Source organism: Streptomyces sp. NPDC002790 (assembly GCF_040295505.1).
In the GTDB taxonomy this organism is placed as follows: Bacteria; Actinomycetota; Actinomycetes; order Streptomycetales; family Streptomycetaceae; genus Streptomyces.
In genome coordinates, this window is sequence record NZ_JBEOVM010000064.1 from 1 (window position 1) to 24,399 (window position 24,399).

The window sequence follows — 24,399 nt, forward strand, 5'->3', positions numbered from 1 at the left end:
TGGTGTTTGTACCGGCCGAGGGGCGGGCGGCGCCGGCGGGGGTGGTGGGGGTGTGGGTGGTGGGGGGGGCGGTGGGGGGGGCCCCCCCGACCGGGGGTCAGCGTTGTGCGGAGCCCTTGCGGCGGAGGGCGAAGACCACGCCGCCGCCTGCGACGACCAGGAGGGCCGCGATGCCGGCGATCACCGGCGTGTTGCTGCTCGATCCGGTCTCGGCGAGGTTCGAATCGCCCGCCGGGGAGGCCGAGTTGCTCGGCGCCGGCGCCGGGGCCGCGGCCGAGCTGCTCTGGGAGGGCGCCGGGGCCGGGGTGCTGGGCGCCGCGGACGTCGGAGGCGTCGACGGCTTCTCGGTGGCGCACGCCTTCGCCGGGGCGGTGACGCCGCCGGCGACGTCGTCGTCGACGTCGAAGCGGTCGGTCTTCACGTGCACGCGGTAGGTCGCGCCCGGCTTCCAGTCCTCCTTGAAGGTGATCGTGGCACCCTCCTTGGAGCCCTTCACGACCTCCGAGCCGACCTGCTCCTCGGAGCCGCCGGACGTGCGGAAGACGGTGACGGTCGCCGGGGTGCCGGAGGCGTCCACGTCGGTGACGGAGATGACACCCTGCTGGCCGTCGCAGCCGGCCTTGGCGGTGAACTCGCTGATGTTGCACGCCGATGCGGAGCCTGCGACGCCGAGCGTCAGGGCCGTCGCGGCGGCGGCCACACCGGCGTAGCGGGCCGCTCTGGTGGAGATGCGCTGAGATATGCGGGGGGCTACGGACACGGCTGTCCTTCACATGTGCTGGGAAGAGGGGGGTGTGGCGCGGCGCGAACGCACCTCGAAGCTCAACACCCCCACGGTCACCGCTGGTTTATCGGTGACCGTGACGCAGCGTCAATGGCCCGAGGGCGTCAGCCGTCACTCTTGACCGTTGCTTGACCCAGCCGCTCGATCGCCTCGCCCGCCTCCTCGACCGTGTCCACCAGCGCGATCCGGTCCTCCATGGACCGCTCACGGGCGAGTGCCTGGAGCAGTGGCCAGGTGGGAAGGCGTTCGGTCCAGTGGGCGCGGTCGACCAGGACCATCGGGGTCGGTTCGCCGCGCGACTCGTAGTAGTTGGGCGTCGCGTTGTCGAAGATCTCCTGGACCGTGCCCGCCGCGCCCGGCAGGAAGATCACGCCCGCGTTGGAGCGGGCCAGCAGGCCGTCCTCGCGGGTGGCGTTGGCGAAGTACTTGGCGATGTGCTCGGCGAACGCGTTCGGCGGCTCGTGCCCGTAGAACCAGGTGGGGATGCCCACCGAAGGCCCGCCGCCCGGCCAGCGCTCCCGCACGGCGAAGGCCGCCTCCGCCCAGTCGGTGATCGACGGGGTGAAGGAGGGGGATTTGGCCAGGAGTTGGAGCGCGTCGTCGAGCATCGGGTCGGCGAAGGGCGCGGCGTACGCCCCCAGGTTCGCGGCCTCCATCGCGCCGGGACCGCCGCCCGTCGCCACCGTGAGCCCGGCGCGCGCCAGCGTCCGACCGAGCCGGGCCGCGCCCGCGTACGCGTCCGTGCCGCGCGCCATCGCGTGACCGCCCATGACGCCCACCACCCGGGCCCCGACGAGGAGTTCGTCGAGCGCGTCGGACACCGAGTCGTCGTGCACGGCGCGCAGCATCGACGCGAACACGTCGCCGTCGGCCTTGGTGCGCTGGAACCAGTCGTACGCGCGGGCATCGGGAGTGGCCGCGTAGCCGCCCTCGGAGGAGAGGCCGTCGAAGAGCTCGGCGGGGGCGTAGAGGCGGCCGCGGTACGGGTCGAAGGGGAGGCCGGGGACCGGCGGGAAGACCAGTGCGCCGCGTGCCCTGACCTCGGCCGCCGCCTGCGGGTCCATCGGGCAGCCGAGGAATATGGCGCCCTCGACCTCGGCGCGGCGCAGCTGCTCGGTGCGGGTGGTCAGGTCGACGGCCTGCACACGGTGCCCGGTCAGCGTGGCGCGCGCGGCCACCACCTCGTCGAACTCCGCGAGCGTCTCGATCTCGCGGTCGGAGGTGAAGGGGGTACCTCCCTGCTCGAACGTAGTTGAGAGCTTGGGGGAAGGCACGGACGGTTCGGAGGAATGCTCTGGAGTCGGCACCCGCCCATGCTAAGCACGGGCGGGCGCCCGGCCGTTGGTCGGTTCTCGAGAGGTCAGCCCTCGACGACCGACGGGTCCATCCACATGACCTCGAAGGTGTGCCCGTCGAGGTCGTCGAAGGCCCGCCCGTACATGAAACCGTGGTCCTGCTTCTCGCCGGTCTCGGTGCCGCCCGCGGCGATCGCCCGGTCCACCAGCTCGTCGACGGCTCCGCGGCTCTCGGCGCTCAGCGCGAGGAGGACCTCGCTGCCGCTCGTCGAGTCGACGATCGACTTCTTGGTGAAGGCCGCGTACTTCTCCTTCGTGAGCAGCATGATCACGATGTGCTCGCTGATCACGATGGAGGCGGCGGTGTCGTCCGAGAACTGCGCGTTGCGCTCGTACCCCAGCTCCGTGAAGAACTTGGTCGACGCGGCCAGGTCGTTCACGGCCAGGTTCGGGAAGATCATCTGCTGGTACTCGCTCATGATGTGTCCGTCGCCTTCTCGCTGAAGCGAAATGAAGTGGTGTGGTGCGTACGAACAGGTAGACGCCCAATCTCGGCAAAACTCATCGGGTTGTCAGCGGAGCCGCCGAAAGTTCCGCGACGAGCCAGGTCAGCGGCCCGAACACGGCGAGCAGCGCGGCGGCCCTGAGCGCCACCGCCCCGCGCAGCGCCGTGGCGGGCGCCCCGATCCGCAGCAGCGCCTCCGTCGTGTGCCGCCGCGCCTGGCGGGCCTCGAAGGACGCGGTCACCAGCGTCGCCACGGCGCAGCCGACGACCAGCACCGCGCCGAGCGTCGCAAGGGGTCCGACACCGGCCGCCGCCCCCTCGCGCTCCCCGTACACCGTGGCCGCCGCGAACGCCCCCGACGCCACCGCGCACACCACGCCGAGCGGGCGGCCCACGCGCCGCGCCTCCTCCTGGAGCCCCCGCCCCGCGAGCAGCCGCACCGCCGAGGGGCGTACGGACTGCAGCGCGCGCCCGCACAGATATGTGAGCCCGGGTCCCGCGAGCGCCAGGCCGAGCGCGGTCAGCGTCCACCCGGCGAGCACGCCCGTGGGGCTGCCGGTGAGGCCGCCGGGCAGCCGGGAGCCCGCGGCGCCGCGCGCGCTCGCCGCGTACGTCTCCACGGCGAGGCCCGCGGCCAGCAGGGCGAAGCCCCACGGCAGGCCGGTCGGGGCTGTGGCCGGTTCCGCCGCTTCCGTCTTGTCGTCGGAGGGACCCGCGGGCCGCGGGCGCAGCGCGAGGGCGCTGGCCGCGGACGCCGCGAGCGGCACCCACGTCAGCAGGGTGAGTGTGGCGGCGAGCGGCAGGGGCCGGTCGGCGGCGAGCAGCCCGCGGGCCGCGCCGTCGAACGGGAGGCCCGTCAGATCGCCCCGTAGATGCAGGAAGAACAGCAGCGCCAGCATCGAGCCGAGCGTGCAGGCGATCGCCGTGGAGATCGCGGCGAGCAGCGTGAGGCGGGCCGGGCCCAGGCCCACGGCGGACAGGCCCGCGCGCGGGCGCGTACCGGGGTCGGAGCGGGCCACGGCGACCGCGAAGTACACCGTCGCGGCGATCGGCAGCACGCACCAGGCCAGGCGCAGCAGGGAGTTGGCCGCGGTCTCCGGGTGCCCGAGCGCGTGGCCGAGCGTGCACAGGAGCAGAAAGCCGGTGCCGGCCGAGGCGGCGGCCACCAGGAGTCTGCGCAGCTGGACCAGCGGGTGCGCGCCGCGGGCTAGACGGAGACTGAGCACGCGGCCCGGCCTTCCCCTTCGGTGGCCTTCTCGGGCAGCGGCACGGTGTGCACGCGGCGCCCGTCGAGCAGCGACTCCGTGCGGTCGGCGAGCGCGCCCACCGCGGAGTCGTGCGTGGCGAGGACGACCGTGATGGCGTGCGAGCGGGCCGCCGCGGTGAGGGTGCGCAGGATGTGGGCGCTGTCGGCGCGGTGCAGGGTCGCGGTCGGCTCGTCGGCGAACACCACGTGCGGGGCGTGCGCGAGGGCGCGCGCGATGGACACGCGCTGGCGCTCGGCGACGGACAGGGCGTGCGGGCGCTTGCGGGCGAGCCGGCCGATGTCGAGCCGGTCGAGCCACTCGTGGGCGGCGGTCTTGGCGGGGCGGCGGGCGGTGCCGCGCAGCATCAGGGGGAGGGCGGCGTTCTCCCACACGTTCAGCTCGGGTACGAGGACGGGCTCGGGGTCGATCCAGCCGAACCGGTCGCGGCGCAGCCGTTCGCGCACCAGGGGGCCCATCGTGTGCACGGGCGTGCTGTTGAACCACACCTCGCCCTGCTGCGGCAGGAGCTGACCGGACAGGCAGCGCAGCAGCGTCGTCTTCCCGCTGCCGCGGGGCCCGGTGACGGCGAGGATCTCGCCCTCGCGGACACCGAGCGAGACACCGGTGAGGGCGGGGGAACCGCTGTCCGATCCGCTGTGCGCGTAGTGCAGGGCACGCGCCCACAGCACGTCGTTGTCCGGCGGGGCCACCATGACGTACACCTCGGTTCAGATCAGTTGCCTTCCCCCGTACGGGGGAACGAAGACGCGGCCGATCGGTCACTGGGCACGGTAGGTATCCGCCGTGGAAGGCGGAGAAAAGACGCGGCCCGGCCGCCCCCATCTCACTCGGATGGGTGCAACCGGGCCGCGTATCAAGCCAGTTGACGTTCCGTGGACGCCCTGGCTTCGGGCTGGGCTCAGATCTTCGTCCAGGCCTCCGTGAGAACCTGTCGGATGATTCCCTCGATCTCGTCGAAGGTCGCCTGGTCGGAGATGAGCGGCGGGGAGAGCTGGATGACCGGGTCGCCACGGTCGTCGGCGCGGCAGTAGAGGCCGTACTCGAAGAGCTTCTTGGAGACGAAGCCGTAGAGCACGCGCTCCGACTCCTCGTCCGTGAAGGTCTCCTTGGTGGCCTTGTCCTTCACGAGCTCGATGCCGTAGAAGAAGCCGTTGCCGCGGACGTCGCCGACGATCGGCAGGTCGTTCAGCTTCTGCAGCGTGTTGAGGAAGTTCGCCTCGTTGTCGAGGACGTGCTGGTTGAGGCCCTCGCGCTCGAAGATGTCCAGGTTCGCGAGGCCGACGGCGGCGGAGACCGGGTGGCCACCGAACGTGTAGCCGTGCAGGAACGTGTTGTCGCCCTTGTAGAACGGCTCGGCGATCCGGTCGGAGACGATGGCCGCACCGATCGGGGAGTAGCCGGACGTCATGCCCTTGGCGCAGGTGATGATGTCCGGGACGTAGCCGAACTTGTCACAGGCGAACATCGTGCCGAGACGGCCGAAGGCGCAGATGACCTCGTCGGAGACGAGCAGCACGTCGTACTTGTCGCAGATCTCGCGCACACGCTGGAAGTACCCGGGCGGCGGCGGGAAGCAGCCGCCGGCGTTCTGCACCGGCTCGAGGAAGACGGCCGCGACCGTCTCCGCGCCCTCGAAAAGGATCTCCTGCTCGATCTGGTCGGCGGCCCAGCGGCCGAAGGCCTCGGGGTCGTCGCCGTGGATCGGGGCGCGGTAGATGTTCGTGTTCGGCACCTTGTGCGCGCCCGGGACGAGCGGCTCGAAGGGGGCCTTGAGGGCCGGCAGGCCGGTGATGGACAGGGCGCCCTGCGGCGTGCCGTGGTAGGCGACCGCGCGCGAGATGACCTTGTACTTCTGGTGGTTGCCGTTGAGCTTGTGGTACTGCTTCGCCAGCTTCCACGCGGTCTCGACGGCCTCGCCGCCACCGGTGGTGAAGAAGACCTTGTTGAGGTCGCCCGGCGCGTAGTGGGCCAGCCGCTCGGCCAGCTCCACGGCCTTGGGGTGGGCGTACGACCAGATCGGGAAGAACGCCAGCTCGGACGCCTGCTTGGCGGCGACCTCGGCGAGCTCGCGGCGACCGTGGCCCGCCTGCACCACGAACAGGCCGGAGAGGCCGTCCAGGTACTTCTGGCCCTTGTCGTCGTAGATGTAGGTGCCCTCGCCACGCACGATGGTGGGAACGGGCGCGTTCTCGTACGACGACATGCGGGTGAAGTGCATCCACAGGTGGTCGTACGCGGTTCGGCTGAGGTCCTTGCTCACGGCTATCGGGTTCCCCACATGTAGGTCTGCTTCTTGAGCTTCAGGTAGACGAAGCTCTCGGTGGAGCGCACGCCGGGGAGGGCCCGGATGCGTCGGTTGATGACCTCCAGAAGGTGGTCGTCGTCCTCGCAGACGATCTCCACCATCAGGTCGAACGAGCCCGCGGTCATCACGACGTACTCGCACTCCGGCATGTCGCTGAGCGCATCCGCCACGGGATTCAGATCGCCCTCGACGTTGATGCCGACCATCGCCTGCCGTCGGAAGCCCACGGTGAGCGGGTCGGTGACGGCGACGATCTGCATCACGCCCTGATCGAGCAGCTTCTGGACGCGCTGGCGCACGGCCGCCTCGGAGAGGCCGACGGCCTTTCCGATGGCGGCGTACGGACGCCTGCCGTCCTCTTGGAGCTGCTCGATGATGGCGAGGGAGACGGAGTCGAGCGGCGGATTGCTGCCGTTCCTCGAACTGGGCCCCTTGGGATCTGCGCTGCGACTGGCCACGGCCTCACTGTGCACGAGGACTCCGCTGTTCCGCAAGCCCAGATCGATGAAATTCGTTGTCTGCGAGGTTCAACCTCACTAATTCCGTAGTTCAGCAGGGGTGGGGGGTGTCGAAAACGTCGGTCCTCGGTCTAGGGTGGGCGTCTCAATCTTTGGACAGCGAACAGTCAGGAGGGCCGGCAGTGAGCACGAGTGAGCTTCGTCGTCTGCGCAACTACATCGACGGTGAGTTCAAGGACGCCGCCGACGGACGGACCACCGAGGTGGTCGACCCCGCCACGGGCGAGGCGTACGCGACCGCGCCGCTGTCCGGGCAGGCCGACGTCGACGCCGCGATGGCCGCCGCCGAGGCCGCGTTCCCGGCCTGGCGCGACCTGGTCCCGGGCGAGCGGCAGAAGTACCTCCTGAAGATCGCGGACGCGTTCGAGGAGCGCGCCGAGGAACTCATCGCCGTCGAGTCGGAGAACTGTGGCAAGCCCCTCGGGCTCACCCGCAGCGAAGAGATCCCGATGATGCTCGACCAGATCCGCTTCTTCGCGGGCGCCGCGCGCATGCTGGAAGGCCGCTCCGGCGGCGAGTACATGGAGGGCCTGACCTCCTTCGTACGCCGCGAGCCGATCGGCGTCTGCGCGCAGGTCGCGCCGTGGAACTACCCGATGATGATGGGCGTGTGGAAGTTCGCGCCCGCGCTCGCCGCCGGTAACACGGTCGTGCTGAAGCCGTCGGACACGACGCCCGCCTCCACCGTCCTGATGGCCGAGATCATCGGCTCGATCGTGCCCAAGGGCGTCTTCAACGTGGTGTGCGGCGACCGCGACACCGGCCGCGCGATGGTCGAGCACAAAACCCCGGCGATGGCCTCCATCACCGGCTCCGTACGCGCCGGCATGCAGGTCGCCGAGTCCGCCGCCAAGGACCTCAAGCGGGTCCACCTGGAGCTGGGCGGCAAGGCCCCGGTCGTCGTCTTCGAGGACGCCGGCCTCCAGAAGGCGGCCGAGGGCATCGCCGAGGCCGGGTACTTCAACGCCGGCCAGGACTGCACCGCCGCCACCCGCGTCCTCGTCCACGAGTCGGTGCACGACGAGTTCGTCACCGCGCTCGCGAAGATCGCCGCCGAGACGAAGACCGGCGCGGCCGACGACGAGGACGTCCTGTACGGCCCGCTCAACAACGCCAACCAGCTCAAGCAGGTCACCGGCTTCATCGAGCGGCTCCCGGCGCACGCCAAGGTCGAGGCCGGCGGCCACCGGGTCGGCGACCGGGGCTACTTCTACGCGCCGACCGTCGTCTCGGGCCTCAAGCAGGACGACGAGATCATCCAGAACGAGGTCTTCGGCCCGGTCATCACCGTCCAGTCCTTCACGGACGAGGAGCAGGCGGTGTCCTACGCCAACGGCGTCGAGTACGCCCTTGCCTCCTCGGTCTGGACGAAGGACCACGGCCGCGCGATGCGGATGTCCAAGGTCCTCGACTTCGGCTGCGTGTGGATCAACACCCACATCCCGCTCGTCGCCGAGATGCCGCACGGCGGCTTCAAGAAGTCGGGCTACGGCAAGGACCTGTCGGCGTACGGCTTCGACGACTACACGCGGATCAAGCACGTGATGACGTCGCTCGACGCGTGATCCCTCTTACGTACGCGGAGGTCGGCGCGACCCTGGTGGCAGGCGAACTGCCGCCGGGGTACGCCCACTTGGACCGCCGCGTCCGGCTCGGCTCGGGGCAGGAGTGCTTCGAGCGGGCCGGTGCGGCGGTCCTCTCGTGGGGCGCGCAGCGCGGGGCCGGGCTCCGGGTGACGCCGGGCGACGATGTCCGGGAGGGCGCGGACGTGCGGCTGCGGACGCTGTTCCTGCGGATTCCCTGCCGGGTGGTACGGGTCGTGCGTGACGGATCCCGGATCGGCTTCGCGTACGGGACGCTGCCGGGGCATCCCGAGTGCGGCGAGGAGGCGTTCCTCGTCGAGCGGGATGCGGACGGGTCCGTGTGGTTCCGGATCCGGGCGTTCTCGCGGCCGGGGCGGTGGTACGCACGGGTGGGCGGGCCGGCGGCGCGGGCCGTGCAGAGGTGGGTGACGGGCCGATACGTGCGGGCCATTCAAACCTCTGCAGGGGGCACCTCCCAGCGGTAGCTGGGGGAGATTGAGCGGCGGGGTCCGGGGCGGATCCCCGTGACGTGAGAACGGCGCGGCGTTCGACATCGACAAGGTGTCCGCCGGGAACGGCCCCGCTCGACGCAGCGTCCATTGTGAGGCCAAGCGCCCGAGCGAGAGGCTGAGTTCGTGCCAGCGAACCCGATATCCCACCAGGCCACCCGTCGTTCCCTGCTGCGCGCCGCGGGCGGTGGTGCCGTGGCAGCGGCGGTCGGCGGCCTCGCCGCCGGCTGCGGGGTGCCCGCGGCGTACGTCTCGCCGGGTGAGCGGGCGGGCCACGATCTGTCCGCCGGTGAGAAGCGGCTCACCTGGGCCAACTGGCCGCTCTACATCGACGTCGACGACGACAACCCCTCGAAGCGGCCCACCCTCGACGCGTTCGAGAAGCGGTCCGGGATCCAGGTCAAGTACACCGAGGAGATCAACGACAACGACGAGTTCTTCGGCAAGATCAGCCCGTCGCTCATGAACCACCAGAAGACCGACCGCGACCTCATCGTCATCTCCGACTGGATGTGCTCGCGGTTCGTGCGCCTCGGCTGGGTCCAGGAGATGGACCGCGCGCACCAGCCGAACGTCACCAAGTACCTCGACCCGCTGCTGCGTTCGCCCGCCTTCGACCCGGGCCGCAAGTACACCGTGCCGTGGCAGTCCGGGATCACCGGCATCGCGTACAACAAGCGGAAGCTGGGCCGCGAGATCAAGCACGTCTCCGACCTGTGGGCGGACGATCTGGCGGGCCGGGTCACCCTGCTCTCCGGCCTCGACGAGTCCTTCGCCCTGCTCATGCAGGGCAACGGCGTCGACATCACCAAGTGGACCGGCGCCGACTTCGACAAGATCTGCGAACAGGTCGAGAAGCTGGTGAAGGCGAAGCACATCCGCCGCTTCACCGGCAACGACTACATCAAGGACCTGTCCAGCGGCGACGTCCTCGCCTGCCAGGCGTACAGCGGCGACATCATCCAGCTCCAGGCCGACAACCCGGACATCGAGTTCGTCGTCCCGGAGGAAGGCGCCGAGCTCTGGGCGGAATCCCTGATGATCCCCAACCTCGCCGACCACAAGGCCAACGCCGAGCGCCTGATCGACTACTACTACCAGCCGGAGGTCGCGGCGGAGCTGGCCGCGTGGGTCAACTACGTGTGCCCGGTGCCGGCGGCTCGGGACGTGCTCGCCTCGTCCAAGGACAAGGAGACCGCCGAGCTCGCCGAGGACCCGCTGATCTTCCCCGACGACCGGATGCGCTCGCGGCTCGCGATCGCCCGCGACATCAGGCCGGCGGAGCGGACCGAGTTCTCGAAGCGGTGGAACAGGATCGCGGGGCTGTGAACCGCGACGCACGTCACAACAGGGCCTACAGGGAGCCCAGTTGAGGCCGCCATAAGCTGTCGCCATGACCGCTGATGACCAGTCGTCCGTCGGGGCCGCGGTGACCCTGGGGCTGTTCGCCGCCTGGGCGCTGCACGACACCGAAGAGGTGCTCACGGCCTCGCGCTGGATCCGGAAGAACGTGCCGCGGCTGCGCGAACGGTGGCCGGGCGCGCCCGAGCGGGTGTGGCGGGTCGTGGAGGGCGCCGACGAGCGGGAGTTCACCGCCGCCGTCGGCGTCATGGCCGGGATCGTCGGCGCGGGGGCCTTCGCCGGATGGGCGAGTGGCGGCCGCAACGCCACGTACCAGGCCGTGCTGAACGGCTTCGGGGCGCACGGTCTGCTGCACATCGGCCAGTCCTTCGCCGTGCGCGGCTACACCCCGGGCGTCGCGACCTCGCCGGTACTCGTCGTGCCGTTCGCCCTGTGGGCGCGGCGGCGGCTGGGGCAGGCCGGGGTGCTGCGCCCTGGCCGGGCCCGTGACGTCGTCGCCGGGGTGGCCTGGGCGGCCGCGGCGACGGCGGTCTCGCATGGGGTGGCGCATCGGTTGGTCAGGTCGTGCGCAGCGACGTCAGGACGTCGATTCGGTTTGTCGTGATGGAGTCCACGCCGATGTCGAGCAGCCTGCGTACCGAGCGCCTGGTGTCCGGGGTCCACGCCGACAGCAGGTAGCCGTCGTGGTGGACGCGGGTCGCCAGGTCCCGGGTCACCAGCGGGAAGCGGTAGTTGAGCCAGCGGGGGGTGATCGCCGCGAGGACGGCCGGGCGGGGCGGGGCCAGCGACGTCCAGGTGAGCGCGATCTCGGCGGAGGACGACGCGGCGCGCACCTTGAGCATCGTCTCGGCGCCCGCGCAGTAGTAGACCCGGTCTTCCGCGCCGCAGTCGCGGACGGCGCCGATGACCGTGCGTACCGTACGGGCGTCGGCGCCCGGCAGGTCGATCATGACGCGGGCGTCGCGGCACGCCTCCAGGGCGTCCGCAAGGGTGGGCACGCCGCCCTCCGTAAGGCCGCGCACCTCGTCGCCGGAGAGCGCCGACAGCGGGCGTTCGTGCTGCCACAGGCGCTCCAGGGTGGAGTCGTGGAGCAGTACCGGGACCGCGTCCCGCGTCAGTCGTACGTCGATCTCCACCACGTCCGCGCCCCGCTCCAACGCGGAGCGCAGGGACGGGAGGGTGTTCTCACGGACTCGGTAGGGGTCGCCTCGGTGGGCCACGGCAGTCACAGTGCGCATGGCCACCATTGTGGCCTTGAGCGGCAGTGGGTGGGCGTCACCCGGCGATCGGTCGCGGGGCTCTGCCCCGGACCCCGCTGCTCAATCGCCGCAGGGGCTCTATGCGGGCCAGTTCTCCGTGTACGTGTCGATTTCCGTGACGATGCGCGCCTTGCCGGCCTCGTCGAGGAACGACTCCCGCACCGCGTTCTTGGCCAGCTCCGCCACGCCCCGCTCGTCGAGGTCGAGGAGGCGGGCCGCCACCGCGTACTCGGTGTTGAGGTCCGTGGAGAACATCGGCGGGTCGTCCGAGTTGATGGTCACCGTCACGCCCGCGTCCACGAACTGCTTGAGCGGGTGCTCTTCGAGGGTGCGGACCGCGCGCGTCGCGATGTTCGACGTCGGGCACACCTCCAGCGGGATGCCGTGCTCGGCGAGGTGTGCGAGCAGCCTCGGGTCCTGCGCCGCCGACGTGCCGTGTCCGATGCGCTCGGCGCCCAGGTGGTTCAGCGCGTCCCACACCGTCTCGGGCCCGGTCGTCTCGCCCGCGTGCGGCACCGAGCGCAGGCCCGCGGCGCGCGCCCGGTCGAAGTACGGCTTGAACTGCGGGCGCGGCACGCCCACTTCGGGCCCGCCGAGCCCGAACGACACCAGGCCCTCCGGGCGCAGCGCGTCGTCCGTGGCGAGCCGCGCCGTCTCCTCGGCCGACTCCAGACCGGCCTCGCCGGGGATGTCGAAGCACCAGCGCAGCACCGTGCCGAACTCGGCCTCCGCCGACTTGCGCGCGTCCTCGATCGCCTCCATGAAGCCGCGGGCGTCGATGCCGCGGCGCGTGGAGGAGAAGGGGGTGAGGGTGAGCTCCGCGTACCGCACGTTCTGCCGGGCCATGTCGCGGGCGATCTCGAACGTGAGGAGGCGGACGTCCTCCGGCGTGCGGATCAGGTCGACCACCGACAGGTACACCTGGATGAAGTGCGCGAAGTCCGTGAACGTGAAGAACTCGGCGAGCGCCTCGGGGTCCGCAGGGACCTTCGAGTCGGGGTGCCGGGCGGCGAGCTCCGAGACGATCCTGGGGGAGGCGGAGCCCACGTGGTGGACGTGCAGTTCCGCCTTCGGCAGTCCGGTGATGAAGGCTTGCAGGCCCTGGCTCGGGCTCTGGCTCTCGCTGTGACTCGGGCTCTGGCTCACGGTTTCCTCCCCAGGAACTTGGGTGATCGGCTGATCGGGGCCTCGTCATCGTATGCGGGGAGACCCAGGGCACGGACGGGGTGCCTAGCATGAGCGGATGAGCGAGTACGACCCGTGGCGCGCGCCGCCCGCGCCCTCCGCGTACGGGTACGCCAATCCGTACGCGGCGCCGGACGAGCCCGTACCGCCACCGCCCATCGGCCCGGAGGGGCCGACACCGTTCCCGTACGGGGCCTACTGGTACGCGTACGGCCACGGGGTCCCGGGGGCCCCGCCGCCCCGCAACGGACTCGGTGTCGCGGCCCTCGTGCTCGGCATCGTCACCGCGATCGGCTTCGTGCTGTGGCCGCTCGCGATCGTGACGGGTGTACTCGCGGTGATCTTCGGCGTCGTCGGCAGGCGGCGCGCCGGGCGCGGGGCCGCGACCAACGGCGGGCAGGCGCTGGGCGGGCTCATCTGCGGTGTGGGCGGGCTGCTGTCGGCAGTCGGGGTCGGGATCGCCGTCCTGGCCTGAGCCCCGGGGACGGCCCCCGGATCAGCGCAGCCGCTCTCTCGCCGCCATCAGCGCGAACCCCAGCAGATTCAGCCCCCGCCACGCCTCCGGATCCGCCGCGCCCGCGTCGTCCGCCGCCATCCCGATGCCCCACACGCTGTCCGTCGGACTCGCCTCCACCAGCACCCGGTCACCCGTCCCCACCAGGAACTCCCGCAGCCCGGGATCCGCCGCGAACTTGTGGACGCTCCCCTCGACGACCACGCCGAAGCGCTCCCGCTCCCACACCGCGCCGTCGAAGCCGCGCACCAGCCGCCCCGCCTTCTTGGCCTCCGCCGGATGCCCGGCGGCGATCGCGCGGCGCTCCGCCTCCGCGTCACCGAACAGGCGCGCCTTCTCCGCCATCATCCAGTGCTCCGCCGTCGCGTACTCCACGCCCGCCACCGTGAACGGCGAACGCCACCACTGACTCAGACAACTCGCCCCGATCGAACCGTCCTTACGCGGCGTATGCCCCCAGAAGTGCAGGTACTGCACACTTGTCCCCGCCGCCAGGGCAGTGACCAGCGATTCCCTGCTGTCGATCTCCATACACGCGAGTCTGGCACGCACCACTGACAATCCGTCCTGCGTTTTCCAGGTGGACTCGACACCCGGTCGACAGATTCCGTCGCGTAACCAAAAGGCAACAACGGAATCACTTGTTGGCGCGATGGTCCTCTGTCAGGATCGGCACTCAAATCGAGCTGGAGCCACGGCTGGCCGGAGCTGCGGCTGGAGCTACGTCGGCCCCCGGAACGTGCCGACGCAGGAGAAGCGAGAGCGAGCACTCATGCACCACCCCACCTCGGACCACCTCACCTCGGACTATCCCGCCTCGGCCAAGAACGTGGCCGCACTGGCACAGGAACTCTTCGCGGACGGTGCGAACTTCGTCGCGGGCCGCCTCGTCAAGGGCACGTCCGGCCGCACCCACGCCGTCGTCGACCCGGCCACGGGCGCGGAGGTCTACACGTACGAACTGGCGGGCACCGCCGATGTGGACGCCGCCGTCGCCGCCGCGCGTGCGGCCTTCCCCGGCTGGTCGGGTGCGACGCCCGGCGAGCGGTCCGACGCCATGCACCGGTTCGCCGGGGTCCTCGACGAGAAGGCGGAGGAGTTCGCCCGCCTCGAATCGTTGCAGTGCGGCAAGCCGCTCAAGCTGAGCCGCGAGTTCGACGTGCCCGGATCGGTCGACAACGCCGCCTTCTTCGCCGGCGCCGCCCGGCATCTGCAGGGCCAGTCCGCCGGCGAGTACAGCGCCGACCACACCTCGTACGTACGCCGCGAGCCCATCGGTGTCGTCGGCTCCATCGCGCCGTGGAACTACCCGTTGCAGATGGCCGCCTGGAAGGTGCTTCCGGCGATAGCGGCCGGCAACACGATCGTTCTCAAGCCCGCCGAGCTGACCCCGTTCACCTCGCTCCTGTTCGCGCAGGCCGCCACCGAGGCGGGCCTCCCCGACGGCGTCGTCAACGTCATCAGCGGCGCGGGCCGCGACGCCGGTGAGCACCTCGTCGGCCACCCGGACGTCGCCATGACCTCCTTCACCGGCTCCACGGGCGTCGGCAAGCGGGTCGCAGAGATCGCCACGGCCACCGTGAAGCGGATCCACCTGGAGCTGGGCGGCAAGGCGCCGTTCGTCGTGTTCGACGACGCCGATCTCGACGCCGCCGTGCACGGCGCGGTCGCCGGGGCGCTCATCAACACCGGTCAGGACTGCACCGCCGCCACGCGCGCGTACGTGCAGCGTCCGCTCTACGAAGCCTTCGTGGAGCAGACGGCAGCCCTGATGGAGACCGTCAGGCTCGGCGACCCGTTCGCCGACGGCACCGACCTCGGGCCGCTCATCTCGCACGCCCAGCGGGACCGGGTCGCCGCCATCGTGGACCGGGCGCGCGGCTACGCGCGCGTGGTGACCGGTGGCGAGGCCCCCGGTGGCGACCTCGCGGACGGCGCGTACTACCGGCCCACGCTCATCGCCGACGCCGCACAGGACAGCGAGGCCGTGCAGTCCGAGATCTTCGGGCCCGTACTGGTCGTGCTGCCCTTCGACAGCGACGACGAGGGCATCCGGCTCGCCAACGACACCCCGTACGGGCTCGCCGCCTCCGCCTGGTCCACCAACGTGTTCCGCGCGAACCGTGCCACGCGCGAGATCAAGGCGGGCTGTGTGTGGGTCAACGACCACATCCCGATCCTCAGCGAGATGCCGCACGGCGGCTACAAGGCCTCCGGCTTCGGCAAGGACATGTCCGCGTACAGCTTCGACGAGTACACGCAGATCAAGCACGTCATGTTCGACAACACCGCGGTGGCGCGCAAGGACTGGCACCGCACGATCTTCGGGGACCGATAGTCGCAACAGGCCGCCCGACCACCGGCCGCCAACCCTCCCGAAAGGGCAACCACGCGCATGGAGCAGTACGAGCCCGACAGCCTCTCCCCGGCCCAACTGGCCGCCATGCACCGCAGCTTCAGGAACGGCAGGGCAGAGATGTCCCGCCGTAACCTGATGCGGGCCTCGGCAGGCGGCGTGCTCGCCGTCGGCGGCCTCGGCGCCCTCACCGGCTGCGGCATTCCCGCGGCGAGCAAGTCCTCGGGCGGCATCTCGTCCGAGGACCACTCGGCCAAGGAGAAGACCATCAACTTCTCCAACTGGACCGAGTACATCGACATGAGCGACGACGAGAAGCACCGCCCGTCCCTCGATGCCTTCACCAAACGCACCGGAATCAAGGTCAAGTACACCGAGGACATCAACGACAACGTCGAGTTCTTCGGGAAGATCAAGCCGCAGCTCGCCGCGGGCCAGGACACAGGCCGCGACATCATCGTCCTCACCGACTGGCTCGCCGCCCGCCTCATCCGCTACGGCTGGGTGCAGAAGCTCGACCCGGCCAACCTGCCGCACGCGTACACCAACCTGGCCACCCAGTTCCGCAATCCCGACTGGGACCCGGGCCGCTCCTTCTCCTACCCCTGGCAGGGCATCGCGACGGTCATCGCGTACAACACCAAGGCCACCGGCGGCAAGGAGATCACCTCGGTCTCGCAGCTCCTCGACGACCCCAAGCTCAAGGGCAGGGCCGGCCTGCTCTCCGAGATGCGCGACACGATCGGCATGACGCTGATCGACATGGGCAAGGACCCGCGCACCTTCAAGGCCGACGACTTCGACGCGGCCATCGCGCGCGTGCAGAAGGCCGTCGACAGCAAGCAGGTGCGCCGCTTCACCGGCAACGACTACATCTCCGACCTCAGCAAGGGCGACCTCGCGGCCTGTCTCGCCTGGGCCGGGGACATCGTGCAGCTCCAGGCGGACAACCCGGACGTCAAGTTCGCGATCCCGGACGCCGGTTACATCTCGTCGACCGACAACATGCTGGTTCCCAACAAGGCACGTCACAAGACGAACGCCGAGAAGCTCATGGACTACTACTACGAGCCGGCGGTCGGCGCGGAGCTGGCGGCGTGGATCAACTACGTCTCGCCGCTGGAGACCGGCCTCGTCAAGCCGGAACTCACCAAGATCGACAAGGACGTCGCGAACGACCCGCTGATCGTCCCCGACAAGGAGATGTCGGCGAAGGCGCACAACTTCCGATCCCTGACGGCCAAGGAAGACACGGCGTTCGAGCAGAAGTTCGCCCAGCTCACCGGCGGCTGAGCCGCCTCCCGGCACCCCCGCTCTCGTCCCAGCCCGGCCCTGCCTCAGCCCTCACCGACTCCTTGGACTCACCATGACGACCCTTCCGACGTCGGAGACCGGTGGAGACGTCCGTCTCTCCGGGATCAGCAAGACGTACGACAACGGCTTCACCGCCGTCCAGCCGCTCGACCTCACCGTGCCCCAGGGCTCGTTCTTCGCGCTGCTCGGCGCCTCCGGCTGCGGGAAGACCACGACCCTGCGCATGATCGCGGGCCTCGAGGAGCCGACCACGGGCACCGTGCACCTCGGCGACCAGGACGTGACGTCCCTGCCCCCGTACAAGCGCCCGGTGAACACCGTCTTCCAGTCGTACGCGCTCTTCCCGCACCTCGACATCTACGAGAACGTCGCCTTCGGCCTGCGCCGGCGCGGCATCAAGTCCGTGAAGAAGCAGGTCGAGGAGATGCTCGACCTGGTGCAGCTCGGCGAGCAGATCCGCAAGAAGCCGCAGCAGCTCTCCGGCGGCCAGCAGCAGCGCGTCGCCGTCGCCCGCGCGCTGATCAACCACCCCAAGGTGCTGCTCCTCGACGAGCCGCTCGGCGCCCTCGACCTCAAGCTGCGCCGTCAGATGCAGCTTGAGCTCAAGCGCATCCAGACCGAGGTCGGCATCACGTTCGTGCACGTCACGCACGACCAGGAGGAGGCCATGACGATGGCCGACACCGTGGCCGTGATGAACTCGGGCTCCGTCGAACAACTCGGCGCCCCCACCGACCTGTACGAGAACCCGGGCTCGACGTTCGTCGCGAACTTCCTCGGCACCTCGAACTTCATCGAGGCCGAGATCGCGGGTCGGTCCGGCGACGACCTCACCCTCAAGGCAGGCGGCGGCAAGCTCGTCCTGCCCACCGCCCGCAACTCCGCGCGCACCGCGGCCACCGGCGACAAACTGCTCCTCGGCGTCCGCCCCGAGAAGATCTCGCTCACGCACGCCGACGACGCGGGCGAGGTCGCCGACGGCCGCAACCGCATCACCGGGAAGATCGTCGACTCCAGCTTCATCGGCGTCTCCACCCAGTACGTCATCGAAAGCCCGCTGTGCGACTCCTTCGAGGTCTACGCGCAGAACATCGAGCGCGACAGCCGCCTCGCCCCCGGCGCCGAGGTCGTCCTGCACTGGAACCCCGCGCACACCTTCGGACTCGACGCGACCCAGGACATCGAGGCCGGAGCGGCCAAGGTCTCGGAGGACGCCGCCGCATGAGCACCGTCACCGACGCGCCACCTGCGGCGCCGACACCGGCAAAGAAGCCACGCAAGCGCGGCCGCCTCGTCCCGTACTGGCTGCTGCTGCCCGGCATCCTCTGGCTGGTCGTCTTCTTCGCCCTGCCGATGGTCTACCAGGCCTCAACGTCCGTGCAGCAAGGGTCACTTGAGGACGGCTTCAAGGTCACCTGGCACTTCGCCACGTACTGGGACGCGCTGGCCGAGTACTGGCCGCAGTTCCTGCGCTCCGTCCTGTACGCGGGTCTCGCCACGATCCTGTGCCTGCTGCTCGGCTACCCGCTCGCGTACCTCATCGCGTTCCGCGCGGGCCGCTGGCGCAACTTCATCATGATCCTGGTGATCGCCCCGTTCTTCACCAGTTTCCTGATCCGCACGCTCGCGTGGAAGACGATCCTCGCGGACGGCGGCCCGGTCGTGGGCGCGCTCAACTCGCTGCACGTCCTCGATGTCACGAGCTGGCTCGGCATGACCGATGGCAGCAGAGTCCTCGCCACACCGCTCGCGGTGGTGTGCGGACTCACGTACAACTTCCTGCCGTTCATGATCCTGCCGCTCTACACCTCGCTCGAACGGATCGACGGCCGGCTGCACGAGGCGGCGGGCGACCTGTACGCGCACCCGTTCACCACCTTCCGCAAGGTGACGTTCCCGCTGTCGATGCCGGGTGTGGTCTCCGGAACGCTGCTGACGTTCATCCCCGCGACCGGTGACTACGTGAATGCCGACCTGCTCGGCTCCACCGACACCCGCATGGTCGGAAACGTCATCCAGACACAGTTCCTGCGGATCCTCGACTATCCGACGGCGGCGGCACTCTCCTTCATCCTCATGGCGGCCATTCTCTTCATGGTCACCTTCTACATCCGTCGTTCCGGGACGGAGGACCTCGTCTGATGCGCTGGCTGCGAAAGAACCTCGTCGTCATAGCGGGCCTGATCACACTCGGCTATCTCCTGCTGCCGAACATCGTCGTGACCGTCTTCTCCTTCAACAAGCCGAAGGGCCGCTTCAATTACGAGTGGCAGGAATTCTCGACCGACGCCTGGAAGAACCCGTGCGGCGTCGCCGACATGTGCGGCTCGCTCTCGCTGAGCCTCCAGATCGCCTTCTGGGCCACGATCGGCGCGACGGCCCTCGGCACGATGATCGCCTTCGCGCTCGTCCGCTACCGGTTCAGGGCGCGCGGCGCGATCAACTCGCTGATCTTCCTGCCGATGGCGATGCCGGAGGTCGTGATGGCGGCCTCGCTGCTCACGCTCTTCCTCAACATGGGTGCCCAGCTGGGCTTCTGGACGATCCTCATCGCCCACATCATGTTCTGCCTCAGCTTCGTGGTGACGGCGGTGAAGGCGCGCGTGATGTCGATGGACCCGCGCCTCGAGCAAGCCGCGCAGGACCTGTACGCGGGTCCGATGCAGACGTTCCTCCGCGTCACCCTGCCGATCGCGGCGCCCGGTATCGCGGCGGGCGCACTGCTCGCCTTCGCGCTCTCCTTCGACGATTTCATCATCACCAATTTCAACGCGGGCTCGACCGTCACCTTCCCCATGTTCGTCTGGGGCTCGGCGCAGCGCGGAACGCCCGTTCAGATCAATGTCATCGGTACGGCCATGTTCCTGATCGCCGTACTGTGTGTGCTGGCTGCAATGACCATCGGTAAGCGCAAGAACAAAACTGCGTAACCTTAGCTATTTCCTGAGGGAGTTGGAATCATGGCCGCACGCGCCATGAATCGCTGGACGAATTCACTCGCCGACGCCAAGCCGGTCGCCTACTGGCTCGACGACCCCGGCAGGCCCGAGGCCCGCCCGGCCCTGACCGGCGACGAGACGTGCGACCTCCTGGTCGTCGGCGGCGGCTACAGCGGACTGTGGACCGCGCTGCTCGCCAAGGAGCGCGACCCAGGGCGCGACGTGGTCCTCGTCGAGGGCCGCGAGATCGGCTGGGCCGCCTCCGGGCGCAACGGTGGGTTCTGTGCGGCCTCCCTCACGCACGGCACGGCCAACGGGCTCGCCCGCTGGCCCAAGGAGATCAAGAAGCTGGAGGAGCTGGGCGCCGCCAACCTCGACGCCATCGAGTCGGCGGTGGTCCGCTACTCCATCGACTGCGACTTCGAGCGGACCGGCGAGCTGGACGTGGCGACGCGGCCCCACCAGGTCACCGAACTACGCGAATTCCACGCCGAGTTGACGGAGGCCGGTCTCGCCGACGGCATCGAACTCCTCGACGCGGACGAGACCCGCGAGCAGGTCGCGTCCCCCACCTTCCTCGGGGCGATGCACGACCGGCACGGCGTTGCCATGCTGCACCCGGCGAAGCTGGCGTGGGGCCTGAAGCGGGCCTGCCTCGACCTGGGCGTGCGCATCCACGAGAACACGCCGGCCACGGAGCTGTCCTCGAACGGCGCGGGGGTCGCGGTCCGCACCCCGTACGGCCGGGTCTTCGCCCGGCACGCGGCGCTCGCCACGAACGTCTTCCCCTCACTGGTCAAGCGCACGCGCGCGTACACGGTCCCGGTGTACGACTACGCGCTGATGACGGAGCCGCTCAAGCCGGACCAGCTGGCGGCGGTCGGCTGGAAGAACCGCCAGGGCCTCGGCGACTCGGCCAACCAGTTCCACTACTTCCGGCTCTCCGCCGACAACCGGATCCTGTGGGGCGGCTACGACGCGATCTACCCGTACGGCGGCCGGGTGCGGGCCGAGCACGACCACCGCCCGGAGACGTACGCGAAGCTCGCCGAGCACTTCTTCACGTGCTTCCCGCAGTTGGAGGGCCTGCGCTTCACGCACGCGTGGGGCGGCGCGATCGACACCTGCACCCGCTTCTCGGCGTTCTTCGGCACGGCGCACGCGGGCCGGGTGGCATACGCCGCCGGTTACACGGGCCTCGGCGTCGGCGCGACGCGGTTCGGCGCGGACGTGATGCTGGACCTCCTCGCCGGCGAGCGCACGGACCGTACGGAGCTGGACATGGTCCGCAAGAAGCCCCTCCCGTTCCCGCCGGAACCGTTCGCGTCCACGGGCATCGCGCTCACCAAGTGGTCCCTTGCCCGCGCCGACGAGAACGGCGGCCGCCGCAACCTGTGGCTCAAGGCGATGGATGCGACGGGCCTGGGCTTCGACAGCTGACCGTCGCGTGTGGCGTGCCCGGCGTATGCCCTGGTCGCAGGCGGTGCCGAAAATTCTTACTTCCAAGTAGCCGAACCCGCGTAATGCTCGGGCCACTTCTCCCTCTCGTTCATGACAATCAGCGTCTATGCGAACGAACGAGGAGGCCCCGTCATGACTGGCTCGGGGGACAAGGCCGCTGTCGAGTGGCTGGTGTCCGTGGCACCGGATCCGGACGCCTGCCGCTGGGAGTGGGAACGCAATCCGCACGGGGTGGCGCTGCTGCCCGCGGGCGAGCGGTGGGACGTGCTGATCCTGCCGGGGGAGCTCGGCTATCCGACGCTCGACGTGCTGCGCCGGGTGATCGACAGGCCGGGGCCCGTGCTGGCGGACTTCGGCGCCGCCCGCATGGGCTTCTTCGTGCCCGCGGGCACGGCCACCCGCTGGCTCGGCACAGGCGTGCGCGCGGTGGGGCGCGGCACCTGGATCGTGGCGCCGTACCCCGGCCGGCTCGCGGGCGGCGTGCGCTGGCTGGTGCCGCCGGACGGCTCGGGCACCCTCACGGACCCGGCCGTCCTGGAACTCGCGATGCACGAGGCGGCGGCCCAACTGGCAAGGGATACGGGGGAGTAGGGGCGGTGCGGCGGATGCGGAACCCTTGACAACTCAATTGGTCTGGACCAAGTTGGGCGCGCTCCACCGTGCTCGTTTCCCCGCCCCGCCCGGAGGCAGCCATGACCCGCTCCAGACCCAGCATGCCCAGCAGACCCCGCAGAGTCAGCAGGCCCCGCAGATCCCGCAGGCTCTTGACGAGCCTCACGGCCGCCGCGCTCGCCGCGACCGGCCTCACCGCCCTGTCCACCACCGCGCGCGCCGCCGATGTCGACCTCGCCCGCAACGGCGGATTCGAGTCCGGCACGGACGGCTGGACCTGTTCGTCCGACACGGGCAGAAGCGTCAACTCGCCCGTCCACAGCGGTACATCGGCGCTCCAGGCCACGCCGTCCGGCGCCGACAACGCCAGCTGCGCCCAGACCGTCACGGTCAAGCCGGACTCCACGTACACCCTGTCCGGATACGTCCGCGGCAGCTACGTCTACCTCGGTGCGAGCGGCACCGGCACCACGGACGTGTCGACCTGGACCCCGTCGGCCTCCGACTGGCAGCAGCTCAAGACCACTTTCCGCACCGGCCCCGCCACCACCAAGGTCACGCTCTACACGCACGGCTGGTACGGCAGCCCCGCCTACACCGCCGACGACCTCACCCTGCTCGGCCCCGGCACCGACACCCCGGCGCCGCCCGCCGCGCCCGCGGGCCTCAAGACCTCGGCCGTCACCGCGACGAGCGTCGGCCTGTCCTGGTCGGCGGTCCCCGGCGCCACGGGATACGCGGTGTACCGCAACGGCACGAAGTACCAGACGGTGAACGGCACTTCGGCCACGATCACCGGCCTGACGCCCACCACCGCGTACAGCTTCCAGGTAGCCGCCGTGAACGACGCGGGCGAGTCCGCGAAGTCGACCACGGTCACCGCGACCACGGCCGACGGGCCCGGCGACTCCGGATCCGCGGACCTCCCGGCACACGCCCTCGTCGGCTACCTCCACGCGAGCTTCGCCAACGGCGCCGGCTACACCCGCCTCGCCGACGTCCCCGACAGCTGGGACGTCATCGACCTCGCCTTCGGCGAACCCGCCTCGACGGCCTCCGGAGACATCCGCTTCGACCGCTGCCCGGCCACCGAGTGCCCCGGCGTCGAGTCGGACGCCGACTTCAAGGCCGCGATCAAGGCCAAGCAGGCGGCGGGCAAGAAGGTCCTGATCTCGATCGGCGGCCAGAACGGCCAGGTCCAGCTCACCACCGCGGCCGCCCGCGACACCTTCGTCTCCTCGGTCTCCAAAATCATCGACGAGTACGGTCTCGACGGCCTCGACATCGACTTCGAGGGCCACTCGCTCTCCCTGAACGCCGACGACACCGACTTCAAGAACCCGAAGACCCCGGTGATCGTGAACCTGATCTCGGCGGTGAAGACCCTCAAGTCCAAGTACGGCAGCGACTTCACGCTCACCATGGCCCCGGAGACGTTCTTCGTCCAGCTCGGCTACCAGTACTACGGCACCGGCAAATGGGGCGGCCAGGACCCGCGCGCGGGCGCGTACCTCCCGGTCATCCACGCTCTGCGCGACGACCTGACGCTCCTCCACGTCCAGGACTACAACTCCGGCTCGATCATGGGCCTCGACAACCAGTACCACTCCATGGGCGGCGCCGACTTCCACATCGCGATGACCGACATGCTGCTCACCGGCTTCCCGGTCGCGGGCGACGCGAACAACGTCTTCCCGCCGCTGCGCCCCGACCAGATCGCCATCGGCATGCCGGCCTCGACGCAGGCGGGCAACGGCTACGTGTCCCCGACGGAGACGAACAAGGCCCTCGACTGCCTCACCAAGAAGACCAACTGCGGCTCGTACCCGAGCCATGGCACCTGGCCCGCCCTGCGCGGCCTGATGACGTGGTCGGTGAACTGGGACCGCTTCAGCAACTGGGAGTTCCAGAAGAACTTCGACGGCTACTTCGGCTGACCGCGTACGCCGCCGCGCACAGCAACACCACCGCCAGACACCAGCTCCCCACCACATCGGCAGGCCAGTGGTACCCCTGTCGTACGAGCCCCAGGCCTACGGCCGCGTTCAACAGGACGCAGCCGTAGGCCGGTTCACGTCTGCGGAGCAGCAGCGCGCACAGCCCGTACGCGACCGCCGCCGTCGCCGCGTGGCCCGACGGGTAGAAGCCCGTGGCCGGGGCCATGGGCGGCGGCCCGGGGCGGTCGATGAGGGCCTGGAGCGGGGGCACCAGGGCGGGGACCAGGGCCATCGTCACGGCCGCGGCGATCAGGGGGAACCGGGACCGGGTGCGCCAGGTGACGTACGCGAGGGTGGCGGCGAGGACCGGGAGGGCGACCGCCATGTTGCCGAGGTCGGCGAAGAACTCCGCGGGGCCCGAGGGGATCGCGCTGGTACGGATCGCGTCGCCGAGGCGCTCGTCGTACGCGAGGAGCGGCCCGCCGGAGGCGACCTGCCAGGTGAGTGCGGCGAAGAGAAGCGCTGCGAAGAGGATGAGAAAAATGCTCGGCCGGTTCGGAACAGGGGGGGTAGTTCCGAACCGGCCGAACTGGCCGGAGTGTCGCGCGCCCCGGGGGGTTTGGGGCGGGCGACCCACCGGCCGGTGAGGAGTTCCGGAGCCGGAAGCTCCGGGTGTGTGCGCGAGGGCACGAC

The 24,399-nt window shown here is 70.1% G+C and carries 24 protein-coding genes; 13 read left to right on the plus strand and 11 right to left on the minus strand.

The features are described from left to right. Nucleotides 1–97 precede the first annotated feature (97 nt). The 7 genes from ABT004_RS24440 to ABT004_RS24470 all read right to left on the minus strand — a co-directional run bounded on the left by ABT004_RS24440 (nucleotide 98) and on the right by ABT004_RS24470 (nucleotide 6,630). Nucleotides 98–760 carry an LAETG motif-containing sortase-dependent surface protein gene (locus ABT004_RS24440; protein WP_351340670.1) on the minus strand — a complete coding sequence of 221 codons (663 nt, stop codon included), beginning with the start codon at nucleotides 758–760 and terminating at the stop codon, nucleotides 98–100. Nucleotides 761–888: 128 nt separating this feature from the next. Next, nucleotides 889–2,058, minus strand: a complete 1,170-nt coding sequence (locus ABT004_RS24445) for an LOG family protein (protein WP_351340742.1) — start codon at nucleotides 2,056–2,058, stop codon at nucleotides 889–891. Nucleotides 2,059–2,144: 86 nt separating this feature from the next. Continuing rightward, nucleotides 2,145–2,558, minus strand: a complete 414-nt coding sequence (locus ABT004_RS24450; protein WP_351340672.1) for a VOC family protein — start codon at nucleotides 2,556–2,558, stop codon at nucleotides 2,145–2,147. An 82-nt stretch (nucleotides 2,559–2,640) separates the two neighbouring features. Further along, nucleotides 2,641–3,810, minus strand: coding sequence for a hypothetical protein (locus ABT004_RS24455; protein WP_351340675.1), 1,170 nt, complete (start codon nucleotides 3,808–3,810; stop codon nucleotides 2,641–2,643). Further along, the gene (locus ABT004_RS24460) at nucleotides 3,792–4,544 is read right to left on the minus strand and encodes an ABC transporter ATP-binding protein (protein ID WP_351340677.1); all 753 of its coding nucleotides are present in this window, start codon (nucleotides 4,542–4,544) and stop codon (nucleotides 3,792–3,794) included. Before ABT004_RS24460 ends, ABT004_RS24455 begins: the two co-directional genes overlap by 19 nt. A 206-nt stretch (nucleotides 4,545–4,750) precedes the next feature. Next, entirely contained in the window at nucleotides 4,751–6,130 is a 1,380-nt protein-coding gene (locus ABT004_RS24465) for an aspartate aminotransferase family protein (protein WP_351340680.1), read from the minus strand. Then, nucleotides 6,115–6,630: an Lrp/AsnC family transcriptional regulator gene (locus tag ABT004_RS24470; RefSeq protein WP_351340682.1), complete on the minus strand. Its 516-nt coding sequence runs from the start codon at nucleotides 6,628–6,630 to the stop codon at nucleotides 6,115–6,117. The genes ABT004_RS24465 and ABT004_RS24470 overlap by 16 nt, the downstream gene beginning before the upstream one ends. Nucleotides 6,631–6,797: 167 nt before the next feature. Here ABT004_RS24470 and ABT004_RS24475 point away from each other — a divergent pair, with 167 nt between their 5' ends. The 4 genes from ABT004_RS24475 to ABT004_RS24490 all read left to right on the plus strand — a co-directional run bounded on the left by ABT004_RS24475 (nucleotide 6,798) and on the right by ABT004_RS24490 (nucleotide 10,733). Next, the gene (locus tag ABT004_RS24475; RefSeq protein WP_351340685.1) at nucleotides 6,798–8,240 is read left to right on the plus strand and encodes a gamma-aminobutyraldehyde dehydrogenase; all 1,443 of its coding nucleotides are present in this window, start codon (nucleotides 6,798–6,800) and stop codon (nucleotides 8,238–8,240) included. Then, nucleotides 8,237–8,743 carry a DUF1990 domain-containing protein gene (locus tag ABT004_RS24480; RefSeq protein WP_351340687.1) on the plus strand — a complete coding sequence of 169 codons (507 nt, stop codon included), beginning with the start codon at nucleotides 8,237–8,239 and terminating at the stop codon, nucleotides 8,741–8,743. The genes ABT004_RS24475 and ABT004_RS24480 overlap by 4 nt, the downstream gene beginning before the upstream one ends. Nucleotides 8,744–8,893: 150 nt before the next feature. Beyond that, entirely contained in the window at nucleotides 8,894–10,096 is a 1,203-nt protein-coding gene (locus ABT004_RS24485) for an ABC transporter substrate-binding protein (protein WP_351340689.1), read from the plus strand. 64 nt (nucleotides 10,097–10,160) lie between these two features. Further along, nucleotides 10,161–10,733 (plus strand): HXXEE domain-containing protein, encoded by a 573-nt coding sequence (locus ABT004_RS24490; RefSeq protein WP_351340692.1) that lies wholly within the window; start codon nucleotides 10,161–10,163, stop codon nucleotides 10,731–10,733. On the opposite strand, the gene ABT004_RS24495 is transcribed toward ABT004_RS24490, so the two are convergent. Further along, complete coding sequence (locus ABT004_RS24495) at nucleotides 10,687–11,367, minus strand: glycerophosphodiester phosphodiesterase (RefSeq protein ID WP_351340694.1); 681 nt, start codon at nucleotides 11,365–11,367, stop codon at nucleotides 10,687–10,689. The genes ABT004_RS24490 and ABT004_RS24495 overlap by 47 nt on opposite strands. 99 nt (nucleotides 11,368–11,466) lie before the next feature. Then, nucleotides 11,467–12,534, minus strand: a complete 1,068-nt coding sequence (locus tag ABT004_RS24500) for an adenosine deaminase (RefSeq protein ID WP_351340697.1) — start codon at nucleotides 12,532–12,534, stop codon at nucleotides 11,467–11,469. A gap of 97 nt (nucleotides 12,535–12,631) precedes the next feature. Here ABT004_RS24500 and ABT004_RS24505 point away from each other — a divergent pair, with 97 nt between their 5' ends. Further along, a complete protein-coding gene (locus ABT004_RS24505; RefSeq protein WP_351340699.1) occupies nucleotides 12,632–13,048 on the plus strand; it encodes a DUF4190 domain-containing protein in 417 nt (138 codons plus the stop codon). 21 nt (nucleotides 13,049–13,069) lie between these two features. Here ABT004_RS24505 and ybiA read toward each other — a convergent pair whose 3' ends face one another. After that, on the minus strand, nucleotides 13,070–13,618 hold the full coding sequence (gene ybiA / locus ABT004_RS24510; RefSeq protein WP_351340701.1) for a riboflavin biosynthesis intermediates N-glycosidase: 549 nt from the start codon (nucleotides 13,616–13,618) through the stop codon (nucleotides 13,070–13,072). Nucleotides 13,619–13,859: 241 nt separating this feature from the next. On the opposite strand from ybiA, the gene ABT004_RS24515 reads away from it, so the two are divergent. The 8 genes from ABT004_RS24515 (at nucleotide 13,860) to ABT004_RS24550 (ending at nucleotide 23,706) form a co-directional block, all read left to right on the plus strand. Next, nucleotides 13,860–15,425: a gamma-aminobutyraldehyde dehydrogenase gene (locus tag ABT004_RS24515; RefSeq protein ID WP_351340704.1), complete on the plus strand. Its 1,566-nt coding sequence runs from the start codon at nucleotides 13,860–13,862 to the stop codon at nucleotides 15,423–15,425. Between the two features lie 57 nt (nucleotides 15,426–15,482). Beyond that, the gene (locus ABT004_RS24520; protein ID WP_351340705.1) at nucleotides 15,483–16,736 is read left to right on the plus strand and encodes a polyamine ABC transporter substrate-binding protein; all 1,254 of its coding nucleotides are present in this window, start codon (nucleotides 15,483–15,485) and stop codon (nucleotides 16,734–16,736) included. A gap of 73 nt (nucleotides 16,737–16,809) precedes the next feature. Further along, nucleotides 16,810–17,982, plus strand: coding sequence for an ABC transporter ATP-binding protein (locus tag ABT004_RS24525; protein ID WP_351340708.1), 1,173 nt, complete (start codon nucleotides 16,810–16,812; stop codon nucleotides 17,980–17,982). Further along, a complete protein-coding gene (locus ABT004_RS24530) occupies nucleotides 17,979–18,899 on the plus strand; it encodes an ABC transporter permease (protein WP_351340711.1) in 921 nt (306 codons plus the stop codon). The genes ABT004_RS24525 and ABT004_RS24530 overlap by 4 nt, the downstream gene beginning before the upstream one ends. After that, nucleotides 18,899–19,687, plus strand: coding sequence for an ABC transporter permease (locus tag ABT004_RS24535; RefSeq protein WP_351340713.1), 789 nt, complete (start codon nucleotides 18,899–18,901; stop codon nucleotides 19,685–19,687). The genes ABT004_RS24530 and ABT004_RS24535 overlap by 1 nt, the downstream gene beginning before the upstream one ends. Before the next feature lie 30 nt (nucleotides 19,688–19,717). Further along, on the plus strand, nucleotides 19,718–21,136 hold the full coding sequence (locus tag ABT004_RS24540; protein ID WP_351340715.1) for an NAD(P)/FAD-dependent oxidoreductase: 1,419 nt from the start codon (nucleotides 19,718–19,720) through the stop codon (nucleotides 21,134–21,136). A gap of 153 nt (nucleotides 21,137–21,289) precedes the next feature. Then, nucleotides 21,290–21,748 (plus strand): bifunctional DNA primase/polymerase, encoded by a 459-nt coding sequence (locus tag ABT004_RS24545; RefSeq protein WP_351340717.1) that lies wholly within the window; start codon nucleotides 21,290–21,292, stop codon nucleotides 21,746–21,748. Nucleotides 21,749–21,870: 122 nt separating this feature from the next. Continuing rightward, nucleotides 21,871–23,706, plus strand: coding sequence for a chitinase (locus ABT004_RS24550; protein WP_351340720.1), 1,836 nt, complete (start codon nucleotides 21,871–21,873; stop codon nucleotides 23,704–23,706). Here the strand turns inward: ABT004_RS24550 and ABT004_RS24555 are convergent. Next, nucleotides 23,660–24,343: a phosphatase PAP2 family protein gene (locus ABT004_RS24555; protein WP_351340723.1), complete on the minus strand. Its 684-nt coding sequence runs from the start codon at nucleotides 24,341–24,343 to the stop codon at nucleotides 23,660–23,662. The two genes, ABT004_RS24550 and ABT004_RS24555, sit on opposite strands and share 47 nt — an antisense overlap. Nucleotides 24,344–24,399 lie beyond the last annotated feature (56 nt).